Below are 22134 nucleotides of genomic sequence, written 5' to 3' on the forward strand. Positions count from 1 at the left end.
GGATCCGTGGTCAGGCGGTGGGCTTGCCGAGACGCGCCCGCACCAACGTGCTGCGGACCGCTTCATCAGTCAGGTCGTCGGGTACCGGACGGCCCAGCCGGGCCATCTCGTCGCGGTTGCTCACGCTGTGCACGTGCCAGCCGTGGTCGGCCAGCCACACGGCGGCGTCGGATCGGTCCGGCTCGTGGTAGGACAGCGCCTGGACATTGACATCCAAACCGAGCCGGTCGCGCATCCGCAGCCAGCGCTGCGAGTTGCTCCGGGAGTTCAGGCCGAACATCTCGATCGCGATCTGGCTGTCCGGCGCGCTGAGGGCGGTGACCATCTCGAAGAGCCGGTCCTGGGCGTCGCTGGGCAGGTACGGGAGCAGCCCTTCGGCCAGCCACGCGGTGGGGCGGGTGGGGTCGAACCCGGCCGAGGTCAGGGCCGCGGGCCAATCGTCACGGAGGTCCACCGGGACCGGATGCCGGATAGCGGATGGCACGGCGCCGTGCTGCTGCAGGATGTCGGCCTTGTATTGCAGCACCTGGGGCTGGTCGATCTCGTAGACCGTGGTGCCGGCCGGCCAATTCAACCGGTAGGCCCTGGAGTCGAGCCCGGCGGCCAGGATCACCACCTGCCGGATCCCGGCTCCGGCGGCGTCCGCGAAGTACCGGTCGAAGAAGTGAGTGCGCACGGCCTGGTAGTCGATGCCGCACCGATGTGAGCGCTGTCCGTGCTCGTCACCGTCGAGCCAGGCGAGGTCCGGGTCGGCCAGCCGCGCCCACGCCGGACCGGCCGACGCCACCAACAGTCGCGCGAAGTCGTCGCGGATCAGCGGATCGGGTCCGGCGGTTTCCGCCGCGCGCGACGCGGCGACGCCCAACGCGGTGGCGCCGACGAGTTCGGTAATGGTCCAGCTGTCGCCGGCAGACCGTACGGAAGGCGGCGGCGAGGCATCCAGATCAGTCATATCCCGGCCATGGTACCGGGATAAGTTAGTTAGCCTATACGCTTTGTGCGCAACTTCACTGAACGCGGGGCAGCGCTAAGCCTCTGGCTGCTGCAGCGCGCCCTCCAGCAGCTGGCGCATCACGCCGACCAGCGCCAACAGGTGCTCGGGGCTCTCGATATAGCCGGCATAGAGACCGACCCCGCAGACCAGCACCAGCAGCGCCTCGGTCAGTGCCGACGCTTCGATGCCGGCGATGATTTCGCCTCGCTCGATCGCGTCGTTTATGACGCCCAGGAGAAAAGATCGGGCAAGTCGAACGGAATCATCGTCGCTTCCGACCAAATCCGGATGGCGTTGCGATTCCAGTACGCCCGTGACTAAAAAAGCGGATCCGGCCGGGTTCTTCGAATTGGCTCTCGTCGCTTCGGCGATGAATGCCGTCAACTGAGCCGCCAGGGTGGTTTCGCGTTCAGCCTGTTTGATGCCGGCCCCGATGACGGATTCGTTGGTGTCTACCAGCACTTCGCGGTAAAGCGCGCGTTTGCTCGAGAAGTAATGGTTGATCGCAGGGCGGGTGAGATCGGCGCGCGCGGCGATGGCCTGGAACGTCGCGCCGTCGTAGCCACGCTCGCTGAACACCAAACGAGCAGCTTGGATGATTCGTTGCCGAGTCTCGTCGGCCTTCGCGGCGGGCGGACGCCCCGGCCGGCGAGTCCCCCGTGGAAGCATTGCTAAAGTGTGCCACCGCCGTGGTGCGGCATTAGCGCATTTGGCGGAATGCTGCCAAACTTCCCGGCCTGGTAGTCCTCGAGCGCCTCGATCAATTCCGAGCGAGTGTTCATTACGAAAGGCCCGTAGTGGAATACCGGCTCGCGAATCGGCTGCCCGCCCAGAAGCAGCAAATCAATGGCCGTCCGGCTCGAATCCGCGGCCCGCTGGGCCCCCACCGTGATCCGATCGCCCGGTCCCAGGACCGCTAACTGCCCCTGGTGGATCGGATGTGCGACCGGGCCGACGTACCCGCTGCCGGACAGCACATAGACCAGGGCGTTGAAGTCGCGCCGCCACGGGATGTCGAGCCGTGCCCCGTTCTCGATCGTCGCGTGCGCGAGGGTGATCGGCGTGTGGGTGACGCCGGGGCCCCGGTGGCCGTCGATCTCGCCGGCGATGATGCGGATCAGCGCTCCGCCGTCGTCGGATGCCAGCAACGCGGCGTCGCCGCCTTCGATCGACTGGTACCGCGGGGGTGCGAACTTGTCTTTCTTCGGCAGGTTCACCCAGAGCTGGACGCCGTGGAAGAGGCCCCCGCTGTCTACCAGCTCGGCGGGTGGCGTCTCGATGTGCAGGATGCCCGAGCCTGCCGTCATCCACTGCGTCGCGCCGTCGGCGATCAGGCCGCCACCGCCGTGGGAGTCCTGGTGCGCGAACTTCCCGTCGAGCATGTAGGTCACGGTTTCGAAGCCGCGGTGCGGATGCCAGTCGGTACCCCGTGGCTCCCCCGGCTGGTATTCGACCTCGCCCATCTGGTCCATGTGCACGAACGGGTCGAGCGCCGCGCTGCTGACCCCCGCGAACGCGCGCACGACCGGAAAGCCCTCGCCCTCGTAGCCGCGTGGGCCGGTGGTGATCGATCGAACCGGCCGCCCGGTGTCGGCGGGGCCGGGACCGCTGACTCGTGGCAACGTCAGCGTGTTAGCCGTGACTGCGGGCATCTGGCCTCCTCATATCGTGGATGCCCTATATAACCGGACTAGGGTCCACTTATTCCGGAGGAGGTGCGCTCGGGCGCATGCACTTCGCCCCGGCGCCGAAGCGCCGGGGCGAATGTGTGAAGTCTGGGCTTATTTTCAGGATTTGCCACGGGCGCTGCTTGCGGCATCCTTCTCGGTGCTCTTACCCTGGTGCGCCAGCTCCCCGCCGGCGCTTTCCAGGTGCGCCCGGACGAACCATTGGAACTTCTCCAACTGCCCGGCCTGACCGATCAGCAGATCCTGGGTCACCTGGTCGAGTTCGTCCGTCTCGTCGATGTATTGCCGAATGTCCTCGATGACACCGGTGTAGACGAGGTCCAGCGCGGCCAGATGCGCCTGTACCGTGTCTCGACCGACCGAGTAGTCGTCCCACGACCGATCCTTGATGATGGCACCGGGCGTCCCCCGCGGCGAAGCGCCAAGGGCCGCAATGCGTTCGGCGACATCGTCGGCAAACCCACGCACCGCATCCACCTGCGGGTCGATCATCTCGTGCACGCCGATGAAGTTCGGGCCAACCACGTTCCAGTGAATGTGCTTCAGCGTCAGATGAAGATCGTTGTAGGTGCTCAGTTGCTTCTGCAGCAGTTCGGTGAGGCGCGCCGCCTGCTTATCGGTCAATCCCGGAATTGTGAACTGAGTCATCGCTTATTTCCTAGCTTCCTTCCATGGTTCGCACACAGCTACTTGCACTGGTGGGTACCCGATGGCCGCGCTGAAAAACGCTACGGATCAAAGCGAGTGGATTTGCTGCACCGGCAGCCGCGGGCCGCGGCGGGGTTCGTACGCCAGTCCACTGGCTTCGAGCAGCCGGACCACCCGCTGGCGGTGGGGTCGCATCGGCGCGAGCAGCTCGAGCATGCCGGCGTCGTCGACGGGCCGGCCCAGCAAGGTCCAGCCGATCATTTTGGGAATGTGGTAGTCGCCCACCGAAACGGCGTCGGCGTCGCCGAAGGCGCGTTGTGCGGTCTCGGCGGCGGTCCACTCCCCCACCCCCGGCAGCGACATCAACGCCTCACGCGCCTGCACCGCCGGCCGCGACACCAACCGTTCCAGCGAGGGAGCCCGGCGCGCGCAGGCCACCACGGTCTGCGCCCGCCGCGGGTCGACGTTGGCGCGATGAAACTCCCAAGACGGGATGTGCCGCCATACTTGCGCCGGTGGCATGACGCGCATCCCCGCCGGCGCCGGTCCCGGCGCGGGTGTGCCGTACTTGGTCACCAGCACCCGCCACGAGCGAAACGCATCGGCGCCCGGCACCCGCTGCTCGATGATCGCAGGAATCAGGGCCTCCAGCACCAGCCCGGTGCGGCCCAGGCGCAAGTGCGGAACCCGTTGGTGCGCAGCCGCTACCGTCGGATGTTTCGGCACGAAGTCCGAGTCGTCGTCATCGAGACCCAGCAGGGCGGGCAGCATTTCGACGAATTCCCGCGCCCCACTCCCCCACGCCTCGCCCTGCGCGGCATTGGGCGCGACGCGAGTGATCCGGGCCGTGACGGATCCGCTGGGCAGCAAGCTGGTGCGCCAGATCGAGCCGTCGCCGGGAGATCGGAAGCACGGATCACCGCGACCGCGGCGCAGGGGCGCCAACGTGTGTCCGAAGCTGACGGGCCCCGGAAACACGACCGTGCGCGTGCTGTTCACGTGATGATTCTCCGACTGCCCTGATTGACCGTTCGCTGCGGTCCAAGTCAATATTGCGTTGTGATGACGCCGTTCGATGACCCGCAGGGCGAACTGGCTTGGATGTTCTTGCAGACGGTCAGCGATGACGGCGATCTGGACGAGGGTTTCGCGCTGCTCAGCGACGACTTCACGTACTGGACCCTCTACACGCGCACTTCCTGTGACAAGGCCACGTTTCGGCGGGCGATCGAGGAACGCAAGAAAGACCTCGAGCTGATCATCGACCTGGTGCGCTGCGTCAACGAGGGAGAGACGGTGGTGGTGGAGGCGCAGGCCACCGGCACCACCTCCGACGGCCTCGAGTTCGACAGCCCGTTCGTATGCATCTTCGACACCCGCGACGGGCTGATCGTCTCCATGCGTCTGTACAGCGACACGCGCGCGGTCGCGACCGCCCTTCCCGGGTGGATCCCCTACTGAGCCAAGACGGTGATGTCGGCCTTGGTGGGGTAGAACGCCACATGTCCGGCGATCGCCGCGACCGCCGGATACGGCTGCTCGTACGTCCAAATCACGTCGTCGACCGTCTCACCGGCCGAGGTGGTCACGCTGTAGTAGCTCGCGTCGCCCTTGAAGGGGCAATAAGTGGTGGTGTCGGTCCGGGTGAGCCGATCCTGCACCACGTCGGCGATCGGAATGTATTGCACGGCAGGCAAAGTGGCTTCGCGTAATTCCAGTGCCGCGGTGGTGTCGGCGACCAGCTCACCGTTGACGCGCACCTGAACCCGTCCGTTGGTCGGCTCGATGGTGATCGGGTGCCCCGCGTTGGGTTCTTTGATTTCCGGGTGGGCCATGGTGGTTCCTCCTTAGACGGCTATCGGGGTTCAACGCGCGTCCGTGGGCAGCTCTTCCCGTCCGGCCGGACCAAATGCGTAGCGGTGGTATTGCGCCATGTTCGCCAGCGCGGGAAACAGCGACATGGTCTTGCCCAAGGCTCGCGATGAGCGGGGCAACTGCGCGAAGGTGTACGACTCGAACCACCGTTCCCAGGCCAGCAGCCGCACCCCTGGCACGCTATCGACGATGTCGTCGGGCCCGTTGATCGCCCAGCGCAGCGTCGACCCCGACCGTCGCACCACGGTGTTGAGCCACTGCGACTTGATCCCGAGCCAATTGAACGCGTCGAATTGCAGCTCGCCCGAACCGAACCGGTCGACCACCCGGTGCAGCAGCGCGGTGCCGTCCTGCCGGGTGAGGTACATCGTCAGCCCCTCCCCGATCAGCAGGGCGGGACGGTCGGCGGGAATTTCAGCCAGCCATCCCGGGTCGGTGACCGAGGCGGCAATGACGCGATAGTGATCGCGGCCGGGATAGAGCTGGGTGCGCAGGGCCACGACCTCGGGGTAATCCACGTCGTACCATTCGACGTCCGGGCCCGGCCCCAGGCGGAAAAACCGGCTGTCGAGCCCGCAGCCTACGTGCAGCACGATCGAACGCGGGTGCGCGGCAAGGAATTTGCGTGTCCACTCATCGAAGTGCGCCGACCGGGTGGTGACCGACGGTGCCCGCCGCGGTGTGATGGTGGTTTTCTTCCAGTCGTAGTCGATGCGCTCGACGATCTCCTTCGCGTAGCGATCGCCCAGGATCGGTTTTTCGAAGTCGGCATCGAGCGCCTTCGCGTAGAACGTCGCCAACATGGTCTGGGGCGCGCCGGTGAGATCGACAGGCACTCGCGCGGTAGTCACAGCGCCCGAGGCTAGTCCCACTTTCGGAGCCGCGCCGCGTCCTGAACAGCGGCCGGCGTGGTGTTCAGCCGGGAGTCGTGCTCCGGCTCTTGGCATTTCGCATCGCCGCCCAGAACCGGGCCGCCTCGCGGATGGATTCCTCGACCGGGCGCGGCTGCCAGCCCAATTCGCGGACGGCCTTGCTGTGGTCGACGGGCGCCTCGGCACGCATCATGCGCACCGACGCGAGGCTCAGCTCGGCGTCCTTTCCGGTGAAGCGGGCCCGCAGGTCGCCCAGCGCGCCGAGCGCGTACAGCATCGGGACGGAGATGGAGCGACGCGGCGCGCGCATGCCGGCCTCGTCGGCCGCGATGCGGACCACCTCTGTCAGCGCGATCATCCGCTCCGAGATCAGGTACCGCTCGCCGATGCGCCCGTGTTCGGAGGCCAGGATCATGGCCCGGGCGGCGTCGGTGACGCCGACGGCTTCCAGCTGGATGCCCGCCATCGTGAAGGGCAGCTTGCCGAAGACCGCGCCGGCGATGAACGCGCCGTGCGGGGTGCGGCCCCAGTCACCGCTGCCGTATGTCGTCGACACGCACATCGCCACCGCGGGCAGCCCGAAATCGGCCACGTAGCGCAGCAACAGGTTCTCGGCCTGGACCCGGGACCGGACGTAGTCCGATACCCCCCGGGTGTCGATGATGTCCTCTTCGGTCGCGACGTGCCCGCGCCGCCGCCCGACGGTCGCGTAGGTGCTGGTGAAGACGAACCGGCGCAGTTCGGGTTGCGTGACGGCCACCTCGAGGACGCTGCGCAGCCCTTCGACGTTGGTGCGAAACAGCGGCGAGGTGTCGCGCAGCCAGGCGCGGGTGTCCACGACGCAGTAATAGACGTCGTCGACACCCTGCATCGCCTCCCGCAGCACGGCGGTGTCGAAGACGTCGCCGTGGAGCCGGGTGAGCTCGAGGTCGTCGATGGACCGGGTGTTGGCGCCCTCGCGCACCATGGCCCGCACCTCGTGGCCGTCGGCGACCAGCTGGCGCGTGACGTGTGAACCCAGAAAACCGTTGGCGCCGATGACGAGTTTGGGCTTGGTGCTCATCGGGCGCCTCCGTATTGCTCCATGAATTGCGCGCCGGCCTCGTCGAGGGTGCCGAGCTCGTGTGCCTTGCGGCACCACTTCAACGTGGCCTGCACGAAGCGCAGCGGGTTGTAGATGTCTTCCTGCTGGCGCCACAGGCCATCGCCGGCGTAGGTGATGATCGAGATGTTCGTCGCGCCGATGACCGTCCCGTCCCCGGGATCGCGCATCGGGTTGTCGAGTTCCATGATGATGCGCCCCGTGGGTTCGTCGATCACCGACCACAGCGACGGGAACGCGACCATGTGGCTGCCTGGAAAGCTGCCCATCGTTCGGCTGATCCACTCACGAACCTCGTCGCGGCCGTGCATGGTGCCCGCCGCGTGTTCGATGTACACGACGTCGGGTGTGTAGTGCTGGACCCAGGCATCCCAGTCGTGTGATCGCGCCGCCGCATCGACGGTCGCTTCGAATTTCTCGAAGGCGGCGGCCAGTTCGCTACGGGAGAACTCGGGCATGCTCATGATTTCGCGGCACCGTTGCAGCTCATCGGCGGAGTGTAGCCTGGCTTTTGTTCCTATCCGAGGGCTGGCCGGTTATGGAGGACGAAGGATGACCAACCAGAAAGCGATTCTCGCCGGCGGCTGCTTCTGGGGGATGCAGGAACTGATCCGCAAGCAGCCGGGCGTGGTTTCGACCCGGGTCGGTTACACCGGCGGCGACGTCCCGAATGCGACCTACCGCAACCACGGCACGCACGCCGAAGCCATCGAGATCGTGTACGACCCGGCGGTCACCGACTACCGCACGATGCTGGAGTTCTTCTTCCAGATCCACGATCCGACAACGAAAGACCGGCAGGGCAACGACCGGGGCACCAGTTACCGCTCGGCCATCTTCTATCTCGACGAGGACCAGAAGCGGATCGCGCTGGACACCATCGCCGACGTCGAGGCGTCGGGGCTGTGGCCCGGCAAGGTGGTGACCGAGGTCAGCCCCGCCGGCGACTTCTGGGAAGCCGAGCCCGAGCACCAGGACTACCTGCAGCACTATCCCAACGGATACACCTGCCACTTCATCCGCCCGGGCTGGAAGCTGCCGCGCCGGGCGACCGCGGAGAAGTAGCGACGCTGGGCTCCCGGCCGCACTGCCCGCGCCGAGATCAGCGCCGGCGCACCACAATTCGGCCGCCGGCCTTCGGGGTGAACGCGACCCCGCGGCAGTGCCAGCCTTCGTCGGGCGCATCTGTCGTCTCAACAGTCAAGCGGCGCAACACCGTTCGAAGCACCACGTCCATCTCCATGTTCGCAAACGCCGCCCCCACACAGCGGCGCGTCCCGCCACCGAATGGGATCCACGACAAGGCCGACGGCTTGGTCCCGAGGAAGCGGTGCGGGTCGAAACGGTCCGGATCGGGGAACACGTCGGGGTTGCTGTGAATCTGCCCGATTCCGACGATGATCGAATCGCCACGCGGAATCACCCATTCGCCAAGCTGGAAGGTCTCGGGATAGACGTGGCGACCGGCGAGGTCGATCACCGTCCTGGCTCGCTGCACCTCCAAAATCGTGGCCTGACGCAGCTCGCTGCCGCCGTTGTCGGCCTCTTCGACGAGCGCCTTCAGCAGGTCGGGGTGCCGGCTTATCCGTTCGAACGCCCAGCCCAGCGTGGATGCGGTGGTTTCGTGTCCGGCCGCCAGCAAGGTGAGCAGCTCGTCGCCAATGTCCTTGCGTGACATGGCCGAACCGTCTTCGTAGGTGGTGCGCAGCAGCATCGCCAGGACGTCGGTCCGCTCGGCGAAGTGCGAGTCGGCCCGCTCGTCGTCGATCAGCTTGTCGATGACCTTGTCGTACCGGCGGCGCCATTCGGCCAGCCGTCCCCACGGGCTGTACCTGCCGAATTGGCGTTTGGGCATCGGCACCGACGCGAGTCGCGATCCCAGGGTGACCCACGGCGGAATGAGCCGGCGCAGCTCGTCGAGCTCGGCGCCTTCCGCTCCGAAAACCGCGCGCAGAATGGCGTTCAGCGTGATCCGCATCATCGGCGGCAGCGTGGGAAATGGGCTGCCTTGTGGCCAGTCGGCGATTTCGCGCAGCGTCTCTTCTTCGATGATGCTTTCGTACTTCTTCATGCTCTTGCCGTGGAACGGCGGCGCCAGCAGCCGGCGCCGTCGGCGATGTTCGTCGCCCTCGAGCGCGAAGACCGAACCGGTGCCGAACAGCCTGCCCAGATTGGGCTGGATGTTGCCGAGCTCGTCGGGGCTCGTCGTGAAGATCTGCTTGGCCAACTGCGGGTCGCCGACGGCGATGACCCGCCCGTACATCGGCAGGTTGAGCGTGAATACATCGCCGTGGCGGCGCGCCAGCCGTTGGATCATCCAGCGCCGCGACATCGAAAACCCAAGGCCCTGAAGCACCTTGGGGATCCGGACCGCCGGAGGCAGGTTGACGGCGGCCGGCGGGGCGGCGACTTGGTGGCTCATGACGATGGCGTCTCCCAACATCTGCCCCGGCGACGGGGCTGGTACGGCGATGTACCGCAGCGCGTTCCTTGTACGGTACTCTGATGTACCAGGCCTGACAAGGTGCCGCATCCACCGAAAGGGGGCACCCGCGTGACACCAACGGTGACAGCGACTGCCGCCGACGCGGTCGCAGGCGACGCACCCGCCGGGCCGGATCCGTTTCGGCAACGACTGCTCGACGGTCTGGCCACGTCGATCACCGAGCGCGGCTACCGCGCGAGCACGGTCGCAGATGTGGTCCGCCACGCTCGCACGTCCAAGCGCACGTTCTACGACCACTTCGCCGGGAAGGAAGAGTGCTTCCTCGAGTTACTGGCCGTCGACATCGAGAAACTCGGCGCGAAAATCACGGCGTCGGTCGATCCCGAGGCCGATTGGCATGTGCAGATCCGCGATGCGGTCGAGGCGTATGTCGGATACATCGAGGCGCGCCCCGCCATCACGTTGAGCTGGATCCGTGAATTGCCCTCGCTGGGGGCCGCCGCGCGACCGGTCCAGCGGCGCGGGCTGCAGTTGCTGACCAGCCTGTTGATCGACCTCAGCGCCAGTCCGGGGTTCCGGCGTGCAAAGCTGCCTCCGCTGACCGCGCCATTGGCCGTGATACTGCTGGGCGGCCTGCGGGAGCTGACCGCACTTGCGGTCGAGGACGGAAAGCCGGTCCGAGGAATCGTGGAACCCGCCGTCGATGCGTCCGTAGCCCTGCTCGGCCCGCGGCATTAGGTCCGTACGTTCCCGTAAAGGAATGCGTGGCAAGCCATTCTGGCGCCGGCCCGGCGGGGCTAAGCTCAGCGCAGACCCCACCCGTCCCGACATGGAGGATCCTGCGATGCGGCTCTCGACCCGAAACCAGCTCAGGGGAACCATCACCGAGGTCGAACTCGGCACCGTGATGGCCGTTGTGAAGGTCACGCTGGACGGCGGCGATCAGGTTGTCACGTCGTCGGTCACCAAGGACGCCGCCACCGACCTCGGACTCAAGGTCGGACAGCCGGCCACCGTGTTCATCAAGTCGACTGAAGTCACCATCGGCGTCGACTAGCATCCCGCGCGTACACTCGGCGCGCCACGACACTTACGTCACGCACACGACACGCCGAAAACCGGCGCTGCAGTTTAAGTTTCGTGGCGCAGAAATGTGCGAACCCGGTCCAGGACGAGGTCGGGCCTTTGGTCGACGATCCAGTGGCCCACGCCGTCGACCAGTTCGACCTCGAAATCGTTGATCCGATCGGCATATCCGTCGGTGAGGTCGGGCGTGATCACCGGATCATTGGTGCCCGTCAGCCAGCAAACCGGGACGTCGACGCGGGCGTGGTTGTATTCGCCGCGCATCCATTTCCGCATCTCTTTGGTCTGGAAGCTGCGATACCAGCGTGAGCCGGCCTCGGCGTGGCCGGGCTGTTGCATGCATTCGAGGTACAGGCGGATGTCATCGTCGGGCAGGGTGAAACCACCGCCGACCCATGACCCGAGCATCCGGACGAACCGGGAGTTGGGATCGCTGATCACCCGCGGCCCGACGACCGGCAGCATGATCGGGATCTGATACCAGAACCGCCAGATGTTACGCAGCGTCGCCAGACCCGGCTTCACCCACGGCGCAACGGTATTCACCCCGAAAAACCCGGTCACCCTTTCCGGATGACGCAGCATCATGATGAACGCGACCGGCCCACCCCAGTCGTGGGCCACCAGCTTGACCGTCGCGACGCCCAACCGATCCAGCACCCCGGCCAGATCGTCGGCCATCTCGTCCTTGGTGTAGCTGGAGCGCGGCGCCGAACTCCAGCCCGAGCCGCGCAGGTCCGGACACAACACCCGGTAGCCGTCGGCGGCCAGCGGCCCGATCAGCTCGTGCCATTCCCACCAGTTCTGCGGGAAGCCGTGTACCAGCATCACCGCCGGCCCGCTCGCCGGACCGGCGTCCGCGACGTGAATCGTCACGCCATCTCCCAGATCGACGTATCTGTGTTCGACACCGTCCAGCGCCGGCATAGCGACCATGAGTTGAGAACGTAGTGGCTCGGAAAGGCTTAGGCCAGAAATCGCTCGACATACGGCGCGAAGCGCTCGCGCAGGGTTCCCTCGTCCAGCCCGAACATCTCGTACGACGTCTCGACATTGCCCAGTCGTCCGCGCCGGTGGCCCGTCAGGTAGTCGTCGATGGCCGCGCGTGCCTCGTCGGTGAACGGTTCGCCCGCCAGGGCGTATACCCGTTGAGCCACGCCGAGTTCGTCGGCCATGAAGTCGTCGAACCGGACGTCGATCGAGCGGTCCGGCCCGACGGCGTCGCGGTCGCGGATGAGCGCGGTGAGCATCTGATCGAGGCGATCGATCCAGTAGTTGGCGATCTGCTCCACCGGCACCGGCGAGCGATGCATGCGGGCGGAGTAGGTGATCATCGCGATCATCGACAGCGCCACCGGCACGGGATCGCGGTGGGTGAACACCACGATGCTGTCGGGAAACACCCGATCCAGCACGGGCACCTGCTCGAGATGCTGGGGCGACTTGAGCAGCCAGCGCCGCCCGCCGCGCAGATACTGCATCGCCCGGAGTTGGGTCGCCAGGTATCGGTAGTGCGGCGTCTGGTCGTGCGCCTGGTAGTAGTCGCGCCAGCGGGGCACCTCGGCGAGCGTCTCCAGCAGCATCGTCGACACGTCGTTGGCCAACAACTGGATCTCTTCGTGGACGTGGTCGGTGGTCATCTCGTGCATGAGCGCGAAATGCGGCATCACCATGTTGATCACCCCGACCGCGACATCCATCCGGGTCCGCCGCGGATCCGGTTCGATGCCAACCTCATTCGGCATCGGGAACGGCTCGTTGCTCTCCCAGTACGGCATGGTGCGAAAGGTCGGCGGCGCGGCGAGCATGTTGTGCAGGTGCGTGGTGCCGGTACGGGGCAGCCCGGCAATCACCACCGGCGAGCGCAGGTCGATCCCGTTGATCTCGGGATGGCGCCGCAGCAGTTCGGCCAACAGCAGCCGGTTCTTGAGCACCTGCAACAGTTGCCCGTAGAAGTTCACCACCCCGGCGTCGTGCAGGCCGTCGATCTCGCGCAGCGCGGCGAGGTAGACCTCGAGGCGCTCGCGGTAATCGGTCGGGCCGAAATCATGCAGACCGGTGTCGGCGCTGGCCTTGGCGTGCAGCGCGCCGGCGTCCAAGGGGCACTCCGGCGCCATCGAGGCCATCATGTCCAGAATCTGTTGGCCCTCGGGGCTGAACCGGGGCGAGGCGAGATCGTCAAGCCGAACGTTCACGGCGACTTATGTTACTCTGAGTTTCGTAATGGTTGTGGATTTTGGCAGACCCCGTGATCCCCGGATCGACGCCGCGGTGCTCCGCGCGACGGTCGAGCTGCTGGCCGAAACCGGCTATCCCGGCCTATTGGTCTCCGCCATCGCCGAGCGCGCGGGCACCAGCAAGCCGGCCATCTATCGCCGCTGGCCCAGCAAGGCACACCTGGTGCACGAGGCGGTGTTCCCGATCGGCGCCGGCACCGCCATACCCGACAGCGGGCGGGTTCGCGATGGTCTGCGCGAAATGGTCCGCCGCACAATGGCTTTCCTGAGCACCCCGGCCGCCCGGGCGGCGCTGCCCGGCCTGATCGGCGAGATGGCCGCGGATCCGACGCTGCATTCGGCGCTGCTGGAGCGGTTCGCCGACGTCATCGGCGGTGGCCTCGCCGACTGGCTCGCGGCCGCCGCGGCGCGCGGTGAGGTGCGGCCCGACGTGACCGCCGCCGAACTGGCCGAGACCATCGCCGGCATCGCGCTGGTCTCCCTCCTCACCCACGCCGGCGAACTCGACGATGCGTGGGTCGATCGCACCACCAAGTTGCTCCTGAAAGGAATCGGCGCATGACGCAACAGTCGACGCACGCGTGGCAGGAACTGCTGAAAACGCTTGGCGAACTGGACCACTCGTTCCTCGAGGGTGACCGTGCCGTCACCGACGACCGGCACGTGGCCGACGGCTATCGCATGCTCGCCGCCACCCTTGGCGTCGCGCTGGACACCTACTTGTTCCCCGAACCGGGTCGGCCGCAGTTCGTCGCGGTGAACACTCCCTTCCGCCGCGACCGCCGCTGGGGCGGGGACAACACCGACGCCTACTACTTCATCTGCCCGGTCGATCCCGCCCGCAGGTACCGGATCAGCGGGAACAAGGGTGACAGCGTGTACTTCTCGGTGACGGCTTACAACGAGCCATCACCCGGCGCCTGGTCCGATCGGGTGGTCGCGATCGTCCGCGACACCGATCTCGATATCGACGCCGACGGCAACTTCACCTTTGATTTTCCCGCCACCCCCGATGCGGCCGTGTTGATGACGCGCGACTATCAGGCCGATCCCCTGACCGGCCGCCCGGTGACCTGGCACATCGAGGCGCTCGACGATCCCGACCCGATCAGGCACGGTGACGCCGAGACCGCGGCGAGTCTGCGCGCCGCCACGGCCTGGCTGCGGACGATGTTCGCCATCGTGCCGCTGGCCGTCGGGAACCGCGTCGATCAGGAGCACGCATTGGGGCACGAAACCGCCCATGCCGCCAACGCATTCGCCGATCCCTACCAGGTGCCCGATGCCAACTTCGGCTGGTCGGCGCGCGACGCCTGCTACGCCTACGGCAGTTTCGTGCTCGACGCAGACGAGGCGCTGGTCATCACGCACCGGCCGCCGTCATGCAGGTTCTGGAACCTGGTGGTGTGGAATCAGTTCATGGCAACCTTCGGCGCGAAGGATGCCCGCTGCTCCCTCAACGGCCACAGCGCCGTCGCCAACAGCGACGGCTCCGTGACGGTCGTGTTGTCTCACGACACGACGTCACATCCGAATTCGCTTACCACGCTGGGGTATCCGCGCGGGAACCTGGCATTTCGGTGGTTCCTTGCCGACGGCGTGCCGCAGCGGCCCGAGGTGAAACTCGTCAAGGCGATCGACGCCCCCACCGACGTGAGCTAGGTTTCGCGGACCAGTTCGATCGCCCGGCCCAACGTCTCCAGCTTGGCGTCCAGCGTCTCGCCCGCGGGATACAGCCGCACGGTGTCGACCCCGGCATCGCGCCACACCTTAAGGCGTGCGGAGACCATCTCCTCGGTCCCGATGAGCGTGGTGGCCAGCACCATCTCGTCGGTCACCAGGGTGGCCGCCCCGTCCCGGTCGCCGCTCTGCCAGCGCTCGCGCACCTCGGCGGCGACGTCTGCCCAACCCTGCCGGCTGTAGGCCCGGTTGTAGAAGTTGGTGCTCGACGACCCCATGCCGCCGAGGCTGAAGGCCAGCTCGCTTTTTCGGCCCGCGACCATGCCCCGCAACTCGTCTTCGTCTGCGGCGAAAGCGACTTCGGCGCCCTGGCAGATGTCGATATCGGCGCGGGTGCGGTTCGCGGACGCCAGCCCCTCGTCGAGGTGGGCGAAGTAGGCGTCGCCGGCCCCTTCGGGAACGAAGCTGGTGCCCAGCCAGCCGTCGGCGACGCGTCCGGTCAACCGCAGCATCGCCGGTGACAGCGCGGCCAGGTACACCGGAATGGCGTGCTCGGCGCGGGTCGACAAGCGCATCGGCACCGCCTCACCGCCGGGCCGCGGAATCTCCAGCGCCTCTCCGGCGTAGGAGATCTTCCCGCCGGCGAACGCCTGCCGCACGATGTCGATCGTGTCGGACATGCGTGCCAGCGGTCGGCTGAACGAGACGCCGTGCAAGCCCTCGATGACCTGCGGGCCCGAGGCGCCCAGACCGAGCAGAAACCGCCCGTTCGACAGGTTGGACAGCGTGATCGCGGTCTGGGCGACCATGACCGGCGATCGCGTGCCGACTTGAAGCACGCCGGAACCCAGCACGATCCGCTCGGTGCGCGCCGCCAGGTAGCCCAGCGCCGACGGCGCATCCGCGCCCCACGCCTCGGCCACCCAGCAGACATCCAGCCCCAGCTTCTCCGCCTCGACGACCAGCGCAGTGACCTCGGCGACCTCGCTGCCTGAGCCGGACAGCTCGACCGTGGTGGCCGTCCGCATCAATGCACTCCGCGCTCGGCGAGCCGTTTGATGGCCGCCAGCGTTTTTCCGATCGCGCCCTCGAATTCGCGCAGCCGCACGAACACGATCTTCTGTTCCTTGTCGGGCATCGCCTCGAGGGCCACCGACAGGCCCGAGCGGCCCGGCCCCATCTGCATCCAGTAGTTCAGCAGGGTGCCGCCGTCGCGGGGGGCGAGCCGGAATCGCCACATCGCCGCAGGGTCGTCGGGTTGGCCCACGGCCCAGGCGAACTCGTGCGGCTGGTCGCAGGCGACGATCTGCGAGGTGCTGCTCCACTGCCCAAAGGCGTCATGCTCGTTATGGCCGACGAAGCGAGCGCCGACCCGCGGGCCATCCGATCCCTCGGCCCATTCCACGGCCTTCAGCTCGTCACTGAAGGTCGGCATCAGCGCGATATCGGAGATCAGGCTCCAGACCCGCGCCGGGTCGGCGTCGATCCACGTCGAGGCTTCCACTGTCGGGGTATCCGCATAGCGCGCGCCGGTCCATTCCACGGACCTCATTGTCCCCCTGTCCCGTCGCGAGGCAATGGGCCGGACCGCGCGGATTTACGCGGCGACGGGCTCGCGCTCGGGGGACTTCTCGGCGCCGGACTGCTGCGTCCACGAGTCGGGGAAGGTCAGCCGGACGATCTTGCGGACGACGGTGCCGAATTGGCGCAGCAGCGGGCCGCGGTTGTACGGGATGCCGTAGCGTTCGCAGATCTCCTGCACCTCTCGCGCGATCTCGGAGTACCGGCGGGCCGGCATGTCGGGGAACAGGTGGTGCTCGATCTGGTGTGACAGGTTGCCGGACAGCAGGTGAAAGAGCCTGCCGCCGGTAAGGTTTGCCGAGCCGAGGACCTGGCGGAAGTACCACATGCCGCGCGACTCGTCCTTGGTTTCTTCGACGGTGAACTCCTGCGTCCCGTCCGGGAAGTGGCCGCAGAAGATGATCATGTACGACCACACGTTGCGCATCAGGTTGGCGGTGAGGTTACCGGTGAAGACGAACGGAGCGACGGGTCCGGCCAGCAGCGGGAAGGCGACGTAGTCCTTGAGGGTCTGCCGTCGGGTCTTCTTCCAGATGGCCCGCAGGACTTCCCTCTTGTCCTCGAGCCGGATCTCGCCGGAGCGAATGCGCTCGGTTTCCAGCTCGTGCAGCGCGACGCCGTACTGGAACAGCACCATCAGCAGGAACGCATAGACGGGGTTGCCGAGGAAGTAGGGCTGCCACGGCTGGTCTTCGCTCATCCGCAGAATTCCGTAGCCGATGTCGCGGTCCATCCCCACGATGTTGGTGTGGGTGTGGTGCATGTAGTTGTGCGAGTGCCGCCATTGATCGGCCGGGCATGCCGTGTCCCATTCGAAGGTGCGGCCGGAGATCGCCGGGTCGCGCATCCAGTCGTACTGGCCATGCATGATGTTGTGGCCGATCTCCATGTTGTCCAGGATCTTCGACAGGCCCAGCATCGCGGTGCCCGCCAGCCATGCCGGCGGCAGGAACCCGGCGAACAGCAGCGCTCGGCCGCCGACTTCCAGCGCGCGCTGCGCCTTGATGACGCGACGGATGTAGTCGGCGTCCTCTTCGCCGAGTTCGGCCATCACGCGTTCCTTGATGGCGTCGAGTTCACGGCCGAACGCGTCGGCCTGTTCGCGGGTCAGGGTGATCTTTTCGTTCGACATTGCTTGTCCTCCAAGCGTTTTATGAGCTGAGTTGGCGTTTACAGCGACAGGTCCACGTCACCGACCGGAACGGACACGCAGATCTGCACGTCTTCATCGGGAGCGGTGGAGACCGCACCGGTGACCAGGTTGCGCACGGTGCCGGCCGTTTTGCGGCGCGTGCAGGTGTGGCAGATGCCCATCCGGCATCCGTTTTCGGGCGACAGACCCGCCGCTTCGGCCTGTTCCAGCAGCGACCGCCCGTCGTCGACGATGTCAACGCCGCTGTCGGCGAATGTGACTCGTCCGCCCGACGGTTCCGCCGGCGTGTCGAAGGCCGGCGGCACAAAGCTCTCGGTGTACACGTTGTCGCAGTGCGATCGGACGGCCTCGACCAAAGGCGTTGGGCCGCAGACGAATACCGCTTCGGGCGACGGCATCGCGGCGGCCAGGTGCTCCGGGCCGAAGCGCCCGGTGAGGTCGCCGTCGTCGGATCGGGTATAGCCGTGCAGCACCCGCACCGGGGACATCGCGGCCAGCTCGTTTCGGTAGCAGGCCTCGGCGGGCGTGCGGGCGTAGTGGATGAAGGCGATCTCGCCCGGATGGCGCTGGGCGAGCAGGGTGCGCGCCATCGCCAGCACCGGAGTGATGCCGCTGCCGCCGGAGATGAAGAGGATGCGCTGCGGGCTCTGCGGTCCGGGCGCCGGCAACGTGAAGTCGCCCCCGGTGCCCGTCAAGCCGACCACCATGCCGCGGTGGGCGTGTTCGTACAGATAATTCGAGACCAGGCCGCCCTGGTGCCGACCGATGGTCAGCTCGAGGCCGGCCGTGCCTTCGGCGTTGGCGGGCGAATAGCAACGGGTGTGCCGACGGCCGTCGATCTCGACGGTGAGGTTGACGTGCTGGCCGGCCTTCAAGGTGTGGGCGGACAGGAAGGTGTCGTTGGGGGTCAGGGTCAGGGTGACACTGCGCGGGGTGGTCCGGCGCACGTCCGTCACTTTGGCGCGGGCTTCGCCCAGCGTCCAGGTCGGCGCCACCAGTTCGGTGTAGCGGTCGACGCCGTGCGGACCGGTCAGCAGGTCTAACAGCTCTGAACCCAACACGCGCTGCCGAAGGGTCCGCGCGAGGACTCGGCCCGAAGTTTGAGCGGTTTGAGTGAACATATGTACACCATGAGGCCACGGTGGCCAGGTAGTCAAGGGTTTATTGCCTGGCTGTGGTAGGGTTCACACAGTGAACAGCCGTACTCCTAGCTCACGCGGGCGCGGCTCAGGTCGCGAGCGCACGCGCGAAAGCCAGTCGCGGGAGGAGCGCAAGGAGGCGACTCGCCGGGCCATCATCGCCGCGGCCCTCAAGCTGTTGCAGGACCGCAGCTTCTCCAGCTTGAGCCTGCGCGAGGTTACCCGCGAGGTAGGCATCGTTCCGGCGGCCTTCTACCGGCATTTCGAATCGATGGAGGCCCTGGGCCTGGTCCTGATCGACGAGTCGTTTCGGAGCCTGCGCGATACCCTGCGCGACGCGCGGGCCGGCAAGCTCGACCCGAACCGGGTGATCGAGTCCTCGGTCGAGATCCTGGTCGCCAGCGTCGCCGACCGGCGCGAACACTGGCGGCTCATCGGCCGGGAACGCAACAGTGGCCTGTCTGTGCTGCGATACGCCATTCGCACCGAAATCCGGCTGATCACGTCCGAACTGGCCACCGACCTGGCGCGATTTCCCGGGCTGAACAAGTGGACCACCGAGGATCTCAACGTGCTGGCGACCTTGTTCGTCAACGCGATGATCGTGATCGCGGAGGCCATCGAGGATTCGCAGAGCGCCGAGGCGACCGAGGACATCCGCCGGCTCGCCGTCAAGCAGCTGAGGATGATCGCGACCGGCATCGCCGGTTGGCGAAGCACGCCCTGACCGCGTCGGCTGCAGTAAACAGCCGAACACTGACTTATTCGTCGACGACCTCGTACAGCGAGTCGCCGTCTTCGGGGGTGCCGTCGATCTGGCCCCGGTGCGCGCGCCGGGGTTTGTCGTCGACCGGCTCGATGGCATCGGGGACGTCGGGCTCCTCGGCCGCCAACCGGGCGTCGAGGGACTCGCCCTCGCGTCCTTCCCTGGCGGTCATGCCGAACTTGTCAGCCTCGCTCCAGCCCTCGGGAGGGTCGACGACGATGTCGCCGTCGTCATTGCGCAATTCGTCCGAGTCGGTGCTTTCGCTCGCGTTCAAGGTGTCACCCGGGCCGCCCTCCTCGGGGAAGTCCGCGGGATCCAGGTCGGCCTGGGGGTTATCGCTCATGCCGAGACGGTTGCCCGCGCCTTCGCGGGGCTAAACGCGGACGGGGGCCGGTTGGCGGGCCGTCACCGCGGCTGGCGCCACATGGCCCATAGGCTCGGACCACCATAGGGCAGCACGATCTCGCGGGTGACCGTGAAGCCGAAACGCTCGTAGTACGGCACGTTTTCGGGCTTGCTCGACTCGAGATATGCCGGGCAGTATTCGGCGTCGCACCGGTCCAGCCGCGACCTCATCAGCGCCTGACCGAATCCTGTGCCGCGGACCGTCGGATCGCTGCCGATCACGGCCAGGTACCAGTGCGGTTCCTCGGGGTGCAGGCTCTTCATCAGTTCCTGTACCGCGCGCCCGCGCATCGAGCGCAGGCCGAACACCCGGATGGAAGTCGGTGTCATCGCCAGCTGCCCACCGGTTGTCTCCTGCCACTGGCCGGGCGGATCCCACAGCGCGGCCGCGCCGATACCCGCGTCCGCGCCGGCCACCTCCACGCCCCCGCGTGCCAGGTGGTGGTGGCGCGTCATCGTCGCGAACAACCTGGACAGGTGCACGGTCCGCTTGTCCTGGTCGGGAATCAGCCAGATCATCACCGGGTCGTCGTAGAACGCGCGCGCCAGCGTGCTGGAGAGCTCACGGACATCGGCCTTTACTGCCGGTCGGACCTGCGGGGTCATCCGCATCAGGCTAGTGGGTGTGAGCCCGGGTGGTACGGGTATGCCGATCCGGTGACCGGCATCTCGCGGCGGGCATTCGGTCGGGTCGCAGCCGGTGCGGGCATGCTCGGATCCGTCGGCCTGACGGACGGATGCGCGAAACCGGCTGGCGAACATGGCAAGTCCGGCGGCCCACCACCGCCGGGCAAGGGCGTGGGCTTCGTGCTCTCGCACGAGCAGTTCCGCACCGATCGCCTGGTGGCACAGGCTCAGGCGGCCGAACGGGCCGGCTTCCAGTACGTGTGGGCCAGCGACCACATCCAGCCATGGCAGGACAACGAGGGCCACGCGATGTTTCCCTGGTTGACGCTGGCGCTGGTCGGCAGCGGCACCAGCCACGTCTCGTTCGGCACCGGGGTGACCTGTCCGAGCTACCGTTACCACCCCGCCACAGTCGCCCAGGCCTTCGCCTCGCTGGCGATCCTGAACCCGGGCAGGGTGTTTCTGGGACTGGGCACCGGCGAGCGGCTCAACGAGCAGGCCACCACCGACACCTACGGCAATTACGCCGAGCGCCACGACCGGCTGGCCGAAGCGATCGACCTGATTCGCCAGCTATGGAGTGGCACGCGAATCTCCTTCTCCGGACGCTATTTTCAGACCAATTCGCTGAAGCTTTACGACGTCCCGGCCACGCCCCCGTCGATCTTCGTGGCAGCCTCCGGCCCGAAGAGCGCCCGGCTCGCGGGGCAGCGCGGGGACGGCTGGATCACCCAGGCCCACGATGTCACCAATCCAAAACTCTTGGCGGCCTTCGCTGCCGGCGCGCGGGACGCCGGCCGCGATGTGGGCGCGCTGGGCAAGCGCGCCGAGTTGTTCGCGGTCGTCGGCGACAACGCCGAGGCGACCCGGGCCGCCACGCTGTGGCGTTTCACCGCCGGGGCCGTCGATCAGCCCAACCCCGTCGAGATCCAGCGCGCGGCCGAGTCCAACCCCATTGACAAGGTGCTGGCCGGCTGGACCGTCGGCACCGACGCAGGTCCGCACGTCGACGCCGTGCAGCGGGTTCTGGACGCCGGCGCCATCCCGTTCCTGCACTTTCCCCAAGGCGATCCCGTCGTCGCCATCGACTTCTACCGCGCCAACGTCTTACCGCAACTGCGCTGAACGCACCTCGCCCGCCTACCGTTTCGGTGCGGTCAGCCGGGGTATCCGCACGCGAACTTCTCACAGCCCCGACTGGAAGGCACGGCATGGACGCAATCACTTTTCTTCGTCAGGACCATAAGAGCGTGCTCGGCTTATTGGAGACGCTGGACGGCGCGCCGTCGGGGTCCGGTGCGCAGGCGAGCGGCCTGGAGACCATGGTCAACAACCTCATCATCGCCGAGTCACAGCACGAAGCGATCGAGGAGCAGTTTTTCTGGCCCGCGGTACGCGACGCGATCGGTGACGGACTCGTCGACAAGGCGATCGAGCAGGAGCAAGCCGGAAAGAAGCTGCTGCAGCGCCTCGAGGACGGTAAGCCGGGCGAGCCGGATTACCACGAAGCGTTGCAGGAATTCGTCAAGGCGGGGCGCGAACACATCGCCTACGAACAGAACGAGGTTTGGCCTCAGGTCGAAACCGTAATGAGCCGTGCGGATTTGGAGAAGATCGGCGCGAAGCTGGAAGCCGGGAAGAAGATCGCCCCGACCCGACCGCATCCGGGCACGCCGCCGAACCCCGCGGTGCTGAAAACGATGGGAATGGCTGCGGCGGCGGTCGACCACGTGCGCGACGCGCTCACCGGCCGCGGCGAGGACAACCCGCCGGATCCCCAGATGCACTGAGGCCGGCCGGCGGCCGGGCGCCGAATAATCGACGCCCGGCCCTTG

Annotated in this window: 27 protein-coding genes; 9 read left to right on the forward strand and 18 right to left on the reverse strand. The window is 66.9% G+C overall.

From position 1 onward, the window contains the following. Window positions 1-10 precede the first annotated feature (10 nt). The 5 genes from AC5Y7E_RS00200 to AC5Y7E_RS00220 form a co-directional block, all read right to left on the reverse strand. Window positions 11-952 (reverse strand): class I SAM-dependent methyltransferase, encoded by a 942-nt coding sequence (locus tag AC5Y7E_RS00200; protein WP_499947086.1) that lies wholly within the window; start codon window positions 950-952, stop codon window positions 11-13. Window positions 953-1027: 75 nt separating this feature from the next. Then, window positions 1028-1663 carry a TetR/AcrR family transcriptional regulator gene (locus AC5Y7E_RS00205; protein ID WP_499917588.1) on the reverse strand — a complete coding sequence of 212 codons (636 nt, stop codon included), beginning with the start codon at window positions 1661-1663 and terminating at the stop codon, window positions 1028-1030. A 2-nt stretch (window positions 1664-1665) separates the two neighbouring features. Next, complete coding sequence (locus AC5Y7E_RS00210) at window positions 1666-2646, reverse strand: pirin family protein (protein ID WP_499947087.1); 981 nt, start codon at window positions 2644-2646, stop codon at window positions 1666-1668. 135 nt (window positions 2647-2781) lie between these two features. Continuing rightward, window positions 2782-3330 (reverse strand): Dps family protein, encoded by a 549-nt coding sequence (locus AC5Y7E_RS00215; RefSeq protein WP_499947088.1) that lies wholly within the window; start codon window positions 3328-3330, stop codon window positions 2782-2784. Between the two features lie 87 nt (window positions 3331-3417). Then, window positions 3418-4329: a DNA-3-methyladenine glycosylase family protein gene (locus tag AC5Y7E_RS00220; protein ID WP_499947089.1), complete on the reverse strand. Its 912-nt coding sequence runs from the start codon at window positions 4327-4329 to the stop codon at window positions 3418-3420. 60 nt (window positions 4330-4389) lie between these two features. On the opposite strand from AC5Y7E_RS00220, the gene AC5Y7E_RS00225 reads away from it, so the two are divergent. Next, on the forward strand, window positions 4390-4791 hold the full coding sequence (locus AC5Y7E_RS00225) for a nuclear transport factor 2 family protein (RefSeq protein WP_499917584.1): 402 nt from the start codon (window positions 4390-4392) through the stop codon (window positions 4789-4791). Here the strand turns inward: AC5Y7E_RS00225 and AC5Y7E_RS00230 are convergent. The 4 genes from AC5Y7E_RS00230 to AC5Y7E_RS00245 all read right to left on the reverse strand — a co-directional run bounded on the left by AC5Y7E_RS00230 (window position 4785) and on the right by AC5Y7E_RS00245 (window position 7643). Beyond that, entirely contained in the window at window positions 4785-5165 is a 381-nt protein-coding gene (locus AC5Y7E_RS00230; protein WP_499947090.1) for a DUF427 domain-containing protein, read from the reverse strand. The genes AC5Y7E_RS00225 and AC5Y7E_RS00230 overlap by 7 nt on opposite strands. A 30-nt stretch (window positions 5166-5195) precedes the next feature. Continuing rightward, the gene (locus tag AC5Y7E_RS00235; RefSeq protein ID WP_499947505.1) at window positions 5196-6008 is read right to left on the reverse strand and encodes a class I SAM-dependent methyltransferase; all 813 of its coding nucleotides are present in this window, start codon (window positions 6006-6008) and stop codon (window positions 5196-5198) included. A gap of 112 nt (window positions 6009-6120) precedes the next feature. After that, on the reverse strand, window positions 6121-7140 hold the full coding sequence (locus AC5Y7E_RS00240; RefSeq protein WP_499947091.1) for an NAD-dependent epimerase/dehydratase family protein: 1020 nt from the start codon (window positions 7138-7140) through the stop codon (window positions 6121-6123). Next, window positions 7137-7643, reverse strand: a complete 507-nt coding sequence (locus tag AC5Y7E_RS00245) for a nuclear transport factor 2 family protein (protein WP_499917581.1) — start codon at window positions 7641-7643, stop codon at window positions 7137-7139. The genes AC5Y7E_RS00240 and AC5Y7E_RS00245 overlap by 4 nt, the downstream gene beginning before the upstream one ends. 88 nt (window positions 7644-7731) lie before the next feature. Here AC5Y7E_RS00245 and msrA point away from each other — a divergent pair, with 88 nt between their 5' ends. Continuing rightward, window positions 7732-8244 (forward strand): peptide-methionine (S)-S-oxide reductase MsrA, encoded by a 513-nt coding sequence (msrA, locus tag AC5Y7E_RS00250; protein WP_499917580.1) that lies wholly within the window; start codon window positions 7732-7734, stop codon window positions 8242-8244. 37 nt (window positions 8245-8281) lie between these two features. Here the strand turns inward: msrA and AC5Y7E_RS00255 are convergent, their stop codons facing one another. Continuing rightward, complete coding sequence (locus AC5Y7E_RS00255) at window positions 8282-9601, reverse strand: cytochrome P450 (RefSeq protein ID WP_499917579.1); 1320 nt, start codon at window positions 9599-9601, stop codon at window positions 8282-8284. A 144-nt stretch (window positions 9602-9745) separates the two neighbouring features. Here AC5Y7E_RS00255 and AC5Y7E_RS00260 point away from each other — a divergent pair, with 144 nt between their 5' ends. Both AC5Y7E_RS00260 and AC5Y7E_RS00265 read left to right on the forward strand, forming a co-directional pair. After that, complete coding sequence (locus AC5Y7E_RS00260; RefSeq protein ID WP_499947506.1) at window positions 9746-10363, forward strand: TetR/AcrR family transcriptional regulator; 618 nt, start codon at window positions 9746-9748, stop codon at window positions 10361-10363. Window positions 10364-10469: 106 nt separating this feature from the next. Next, window positions 10470-10682, forward strand: a complete 213-nt coding sequence (locus tag AC5Y7E_RS00265) for a TOBE domain-containing protein (protein WP_067834587.1) — start codon at window positions 10470-10472, stop codon at window positions 10680-10682. A 74-nt stretch (window positions 10683-10756) separates the two neighbouring features. On the opposite strand, the gene AC5Y7E_RS00270 is transcribed toward AC5Y7E_RS00265, so the two are convergent. Together AC5Y7E_RS00270 and AC5Y7E_RS00275 are read right to left on the reverse strand one after the other, a co-directional pair. Beyond that, the gene (locus AC5Y7E_RS00270) at window positions 10757-11647 is read right to left on the reverse strand and encodes an alpha/beta fold hydrolase (protein WP_499947092.1); all 891 of its coding nucleotides are present in this window, start codon (window positions 11645-11647) and stop codon (window positions 10757-10759) included. A 29-nt stretch (window positions 11648-11676) separates the two neighbouring features. Then, window positions 11677-12906 carry a sulfotransferase family protein gene (locus AC5Y7E_RS00275; protein WP_499947093.1) on the reverse strand — a complete coding sequence of 410 codons (1230 nt, stop codon included), beginning with the start codon at window positions 12904-12906 and terminating at the stop codon, window positions 11677-11679. A 28-nt stretch (window positions 12907-12934) separates the two neighbouring features. On the opposite strand from AC5Y7E_RS00275, the gene AC5Y7E_RS00280 reads away from it, so the two are divergent. After that, the gene (locus tag AC5Y7E_RS00280) at window positions 12935-13510 is read left to right on the forward strand and encodes a TetR/AcrR family transcriptional regulator (RefSeq protein WP_499947094.1); all 576 of its coding nucleotides are present in this window, start codon (window positions 12935-12937) and stop codon (window positions 13508-13510) included. After that, entirely contained in the window at window positions 13507-14610 is a 1104-nt protein-coding gene (locus AC5Y7E_RS00285) for a DUF1214 domain-containing protein (RefSeq protein ID WP_499947095.1), read from the forward strand. The genes AC5Y7E_RS00280 and AC5Y7E_RS00285 overlap by 4 nt, the downstream gene beginning before the upstream one ends. Here AC5Y7E_RS00285 and AC5Y7E_RS00290 read toward each other — a convergent pair. The 4 genes from AC5Y7E_RS00290 to AC5Y7E_RS00305 are packed head-to-tail and all read right to left on the reverse strand — an operon-like array spanning window position 14607 to window position 18483. Continuing rightward, entirely contained in the window at window positions 14607-15656 is a 1050-nt protein-coding gene (locus tag AC5Y7E_RS00290; protein WP_499947096.1) for an LLM class flavin-dependent oxidoreductase, read from the reverse strand. The genes AC5Y7E_RS00285 and AC5Y7E_RS00290 overlap by 4 nt on opposite strands. Continuing rightward, complete coding sequence (locus AC5Y7E_RS00295; RefSeq protein WP_499917573.1) at window positions 15656-16180, reverse strand: SRPBCC family protein; 525 nt, start codon at window positions 16178-16180, stop codon at window positions 15656-15658. The genes AC5Y7E_RS00290 and AC5Y7E_RS00295 overlap by 1 nt, the downstream gene beginning before the upstream one ends. Window positions 16181-16225: 45 nt before the next feature. Then, window positions 16226-17341: a fatty acid desaturase family protein gene (locus AC5Y7E_RS00300; protein ID WP_499947097.1), complete on the reverse strand. Its 1116-nt coding sequence runs from the start codon at window positions 17339-17341 to the stop codon at window positions 16226-16228. Between the two features lie 38 nt (window positions 17342-17379). After that, the gene (locus tag AC5Y7E_RS00305; RefSeq protein WP_499947098.1) at window positions 17380-18483 is read right to left on the reverse strand and encodes a ferredoxin reductase; all 1104 of its coding nucleotides are present in this window, start codon (window positions 18481-18483) and stop codon (window positions 17380-17382) included. 70 nt (window positions 18484-18553) lie between these two features. Here AC5Y7E_RS00305 and AC5Y7E_RS00310 point away from each other — a divergent pair, with 70 nt between their 5' ends. Next, window positions 18554-19228 carry a TetR family transcriptional regulator gene (locus AC5Y7E_RS00310; protein WP_112707223.1) on the forward strand — a complete coding sequence of 225 codons (675 nt, stop codon included), beginning with the start codon at window positions 18554-18556 and terminating at the stop codon, window positions 19226-19228. Between the two features lie 34 nt (window positions 19229-19262). Here the strand turns inward: AC5Y7E_RS00310 and AC5Y7E_RS00315 are convergent, their stop codons facing one another. Together AC5Y7E_RS00315 and AC5Y7E_RS00320 are read right to left on the reverse strand one after the other, a co-directional pair. Further along, window positions 19263-19610: a hypothetical protein gene (locus AC5Y7E_RS00315; RefSeq protein WP_499947099.1), complete on the reverse strand. Its 348-nt coding sequence runs from the start codon at window positions 19608-19610 to the stop codon at window positions 19263-19265. 62 nt (window positions 19611-19672) lie between these two features. Beyond that, window positions 19673-20278, reverse strand: coding sequence for a GNAT family N-acetyltransferase (locus AC5Y7E_RS00320; protein WP_499947100.1), 606 nt, complete (start codon window positions 20276-20278; stop codon window positions 19673-19675). A 51-nt stretch (window positions 20279-20329) separates the two neighbouring features. Between AC5Y7E_RS00320 and AC5Y7E_RS00325 the strand changes: the two genes are divergently transcribed. Both AC5Y7E_RS00325 and AC5Y7E_RS00330 read left to right on the forward strand, forming a co-directional pair. Continuing rightward, window positions 20330-21424 carry a F420-dependent hydroxymycolic acid dehydrogenase gene (locus AC5Y7E_RS00325; RefSeq protein ID WP_499947101.1) on the forward strand — a complete coding sequence of 365 codons (1095 nt, stop codon included), beginning with the start codon at window positions 20330-20332 and terminating at the stop codon, window positions 21422-21424. 86 nt (window positions 21425-21510) lie between these two features. Beyond that, complete coding sequence (locus AC5Y7E_RS00330) at window positions 21511-22089, forward strand: hemerythrin domain-containing protein (protein ID WP_499947102.1); 579 nt, start codon at window positions 21511-21513, stop codon at window positions 22087-22089. Window positions 22090-22134 lie beyond the last annotated feature (45 nt).

This window comes from Mycobacterium sp. NGS17 (assembly GCF_059813205.1).

Bases quoted from the DNA above. Each gene is read 5' to 3' on its own strand.
- AC5Y7E_RS00235 (WP_499947505.1), bottom strand. From the start codon at position 6,008: ATGTTGGCGACGTTCTACGCGAAGGCGCTCGATGCCGACTTCGAAAAA.
- AC5Y7E_RS00205 (WP_499917588.1), bottom strand. From the start codon at position 1,663: ATGCTTCCACGGGGGACTCGCCGGCCGGGGCGTCCGCCCGCCGCGAAG.
- AC5Y7E_RS00330 (WP_499947102.1), top strand. From the start codon at position 21,511: ATGGACGCAATCACTTTTCTTCGTCAGGACCATAAGAGCGTGCTCGGC.
- AC5Y7E_RS00285 (WP_499947095.1), top strand. From the start codon at position 13,507: ATGACGCAACAGTCGACGCACGCGTGGCAGGAACTGCTGAAAACGCTT.
- msrA (WP_499917580.1), top strand. From the start codon at position 7,732: ATGACCAACCAGAAAGCGATTCTCGCCGGCGGCTGCTTCTGGGGGATG.
- AC5Y7E_RS00320 (WP_499947100.1), bottom strand. From the start codon at position 20,278: ATGACCCCGCAGGTCCGACCGGCAGTAAAGGCCGATGTCCGTGAGCTC.
- AC5Y7E_RS00290 (WP_499947096.1), bottom strand. From the start codon at position 15,656: ATGCGGACGGCCACCACGGTCGAGCTGTCCGGCTCAGGCAGCGAGGTC.
- AC5Y7E_RS00215 (WP_499947088.1), bottom strand. From the start codon at position 3,330: ATGACTCAGTTCACAATTCCGGGATTGACCGATAAGCAGGCGGCGCGC.
- AC5Y7E_RS00280 (WP_499947094.1), top strand. From the start codon at position 12,935: ATGGTTGTGGATTTTGGCAGACCCCGTGATCCCCGGATCGACGCCGCG.
- AC5Y7E_RS00265 (WP_067834587.1), top strand. From the start codon at position 10,470: ATGCGGCTCTCGACCCGAAACCAGCTCAGGGGAACCATCACCGAGGTC.
- AC5Y7E_RS00210 (WP_499947087.1), bottom strand. From the start codon at position 2,646: ATGCCCGCAGTCACGGCTAACACGCTGACGTTGCCACGAGTCAGCGGT.
- AC5Y7E_RS00245 (WP_499917581.1), bottom strand. From the start codon at position 7,643: ATGAGCATGCCCGAGTTCTCCCGTAGCGAACTGGCCGCCGCCTTCGAG.
- AC5Y7E_RS00200 (WP_499947086.1), bottom strand. From the start codon at position 952: ATGACTGATCTGGATGCCTCGCCGCCGCCTTCCGTACGGTCTGCCGGC.
- AC5Y7E_RS00255 (WP_499917579.1), bottom strand. From the start codon at position 9,601: ATGAGCCACCAAGTCGCCGCCCCGCCGGCCGCCGTCAACCTGCCTCCG.
- AC5Y7E_RS00270 (WP_499947092.1), bottom strand. From the start codon at position 11,647: ATGGTCGCTATGCCGGCGCTGGACGGTGTCGAACACAGATACGTCGAT.
- AC5Y7E_RS00305 (WP_499947098.1), bottom strand. From the start codon at position 18,483: ATGTTCACTCAAACCGCTCAAACTTCGGGCCGAGTCCTCGCGCGGACC.
- AC5Y7E_RS00240 (WP_499947091.1), bottom strand. From the start codon at position 7,140: ATGAGCACCAAGCCCAAACTCGTCATCGGCGCCAACGGTTTTCTGGGT.
- AC5Y7E_RS00230 (WP_499947090.1), bottom strand. From the start codon at position 5,165: ATGGCCCACCCGGAAATCAAAGAACCCAACGCGGGGCACCCGATCACC.
- AC5Y7E_RS00315 (WP_499947099.1), bottom strand. From the start codon at position 19,610: ATGAGCGATAACCCCCAGGCCGACCTGGATCCCGCGGACTTCCCCGAG.
- AC5Y7E_RS00295 (WP_499917573.1), bottom strand. From the start codon at position 16,180: ATGAGGTCCGTGGAATGGACCGGCGCGCGCTATGCGGATACCCCGACA.
- AC5Y7E_RS00300 (WP_499947097.1), bottom strand. From the start codon at position 17,341: ATGTCGAACGAAAAGATCACCCTGACCCGCGAACAGGCCGACGCGTTC.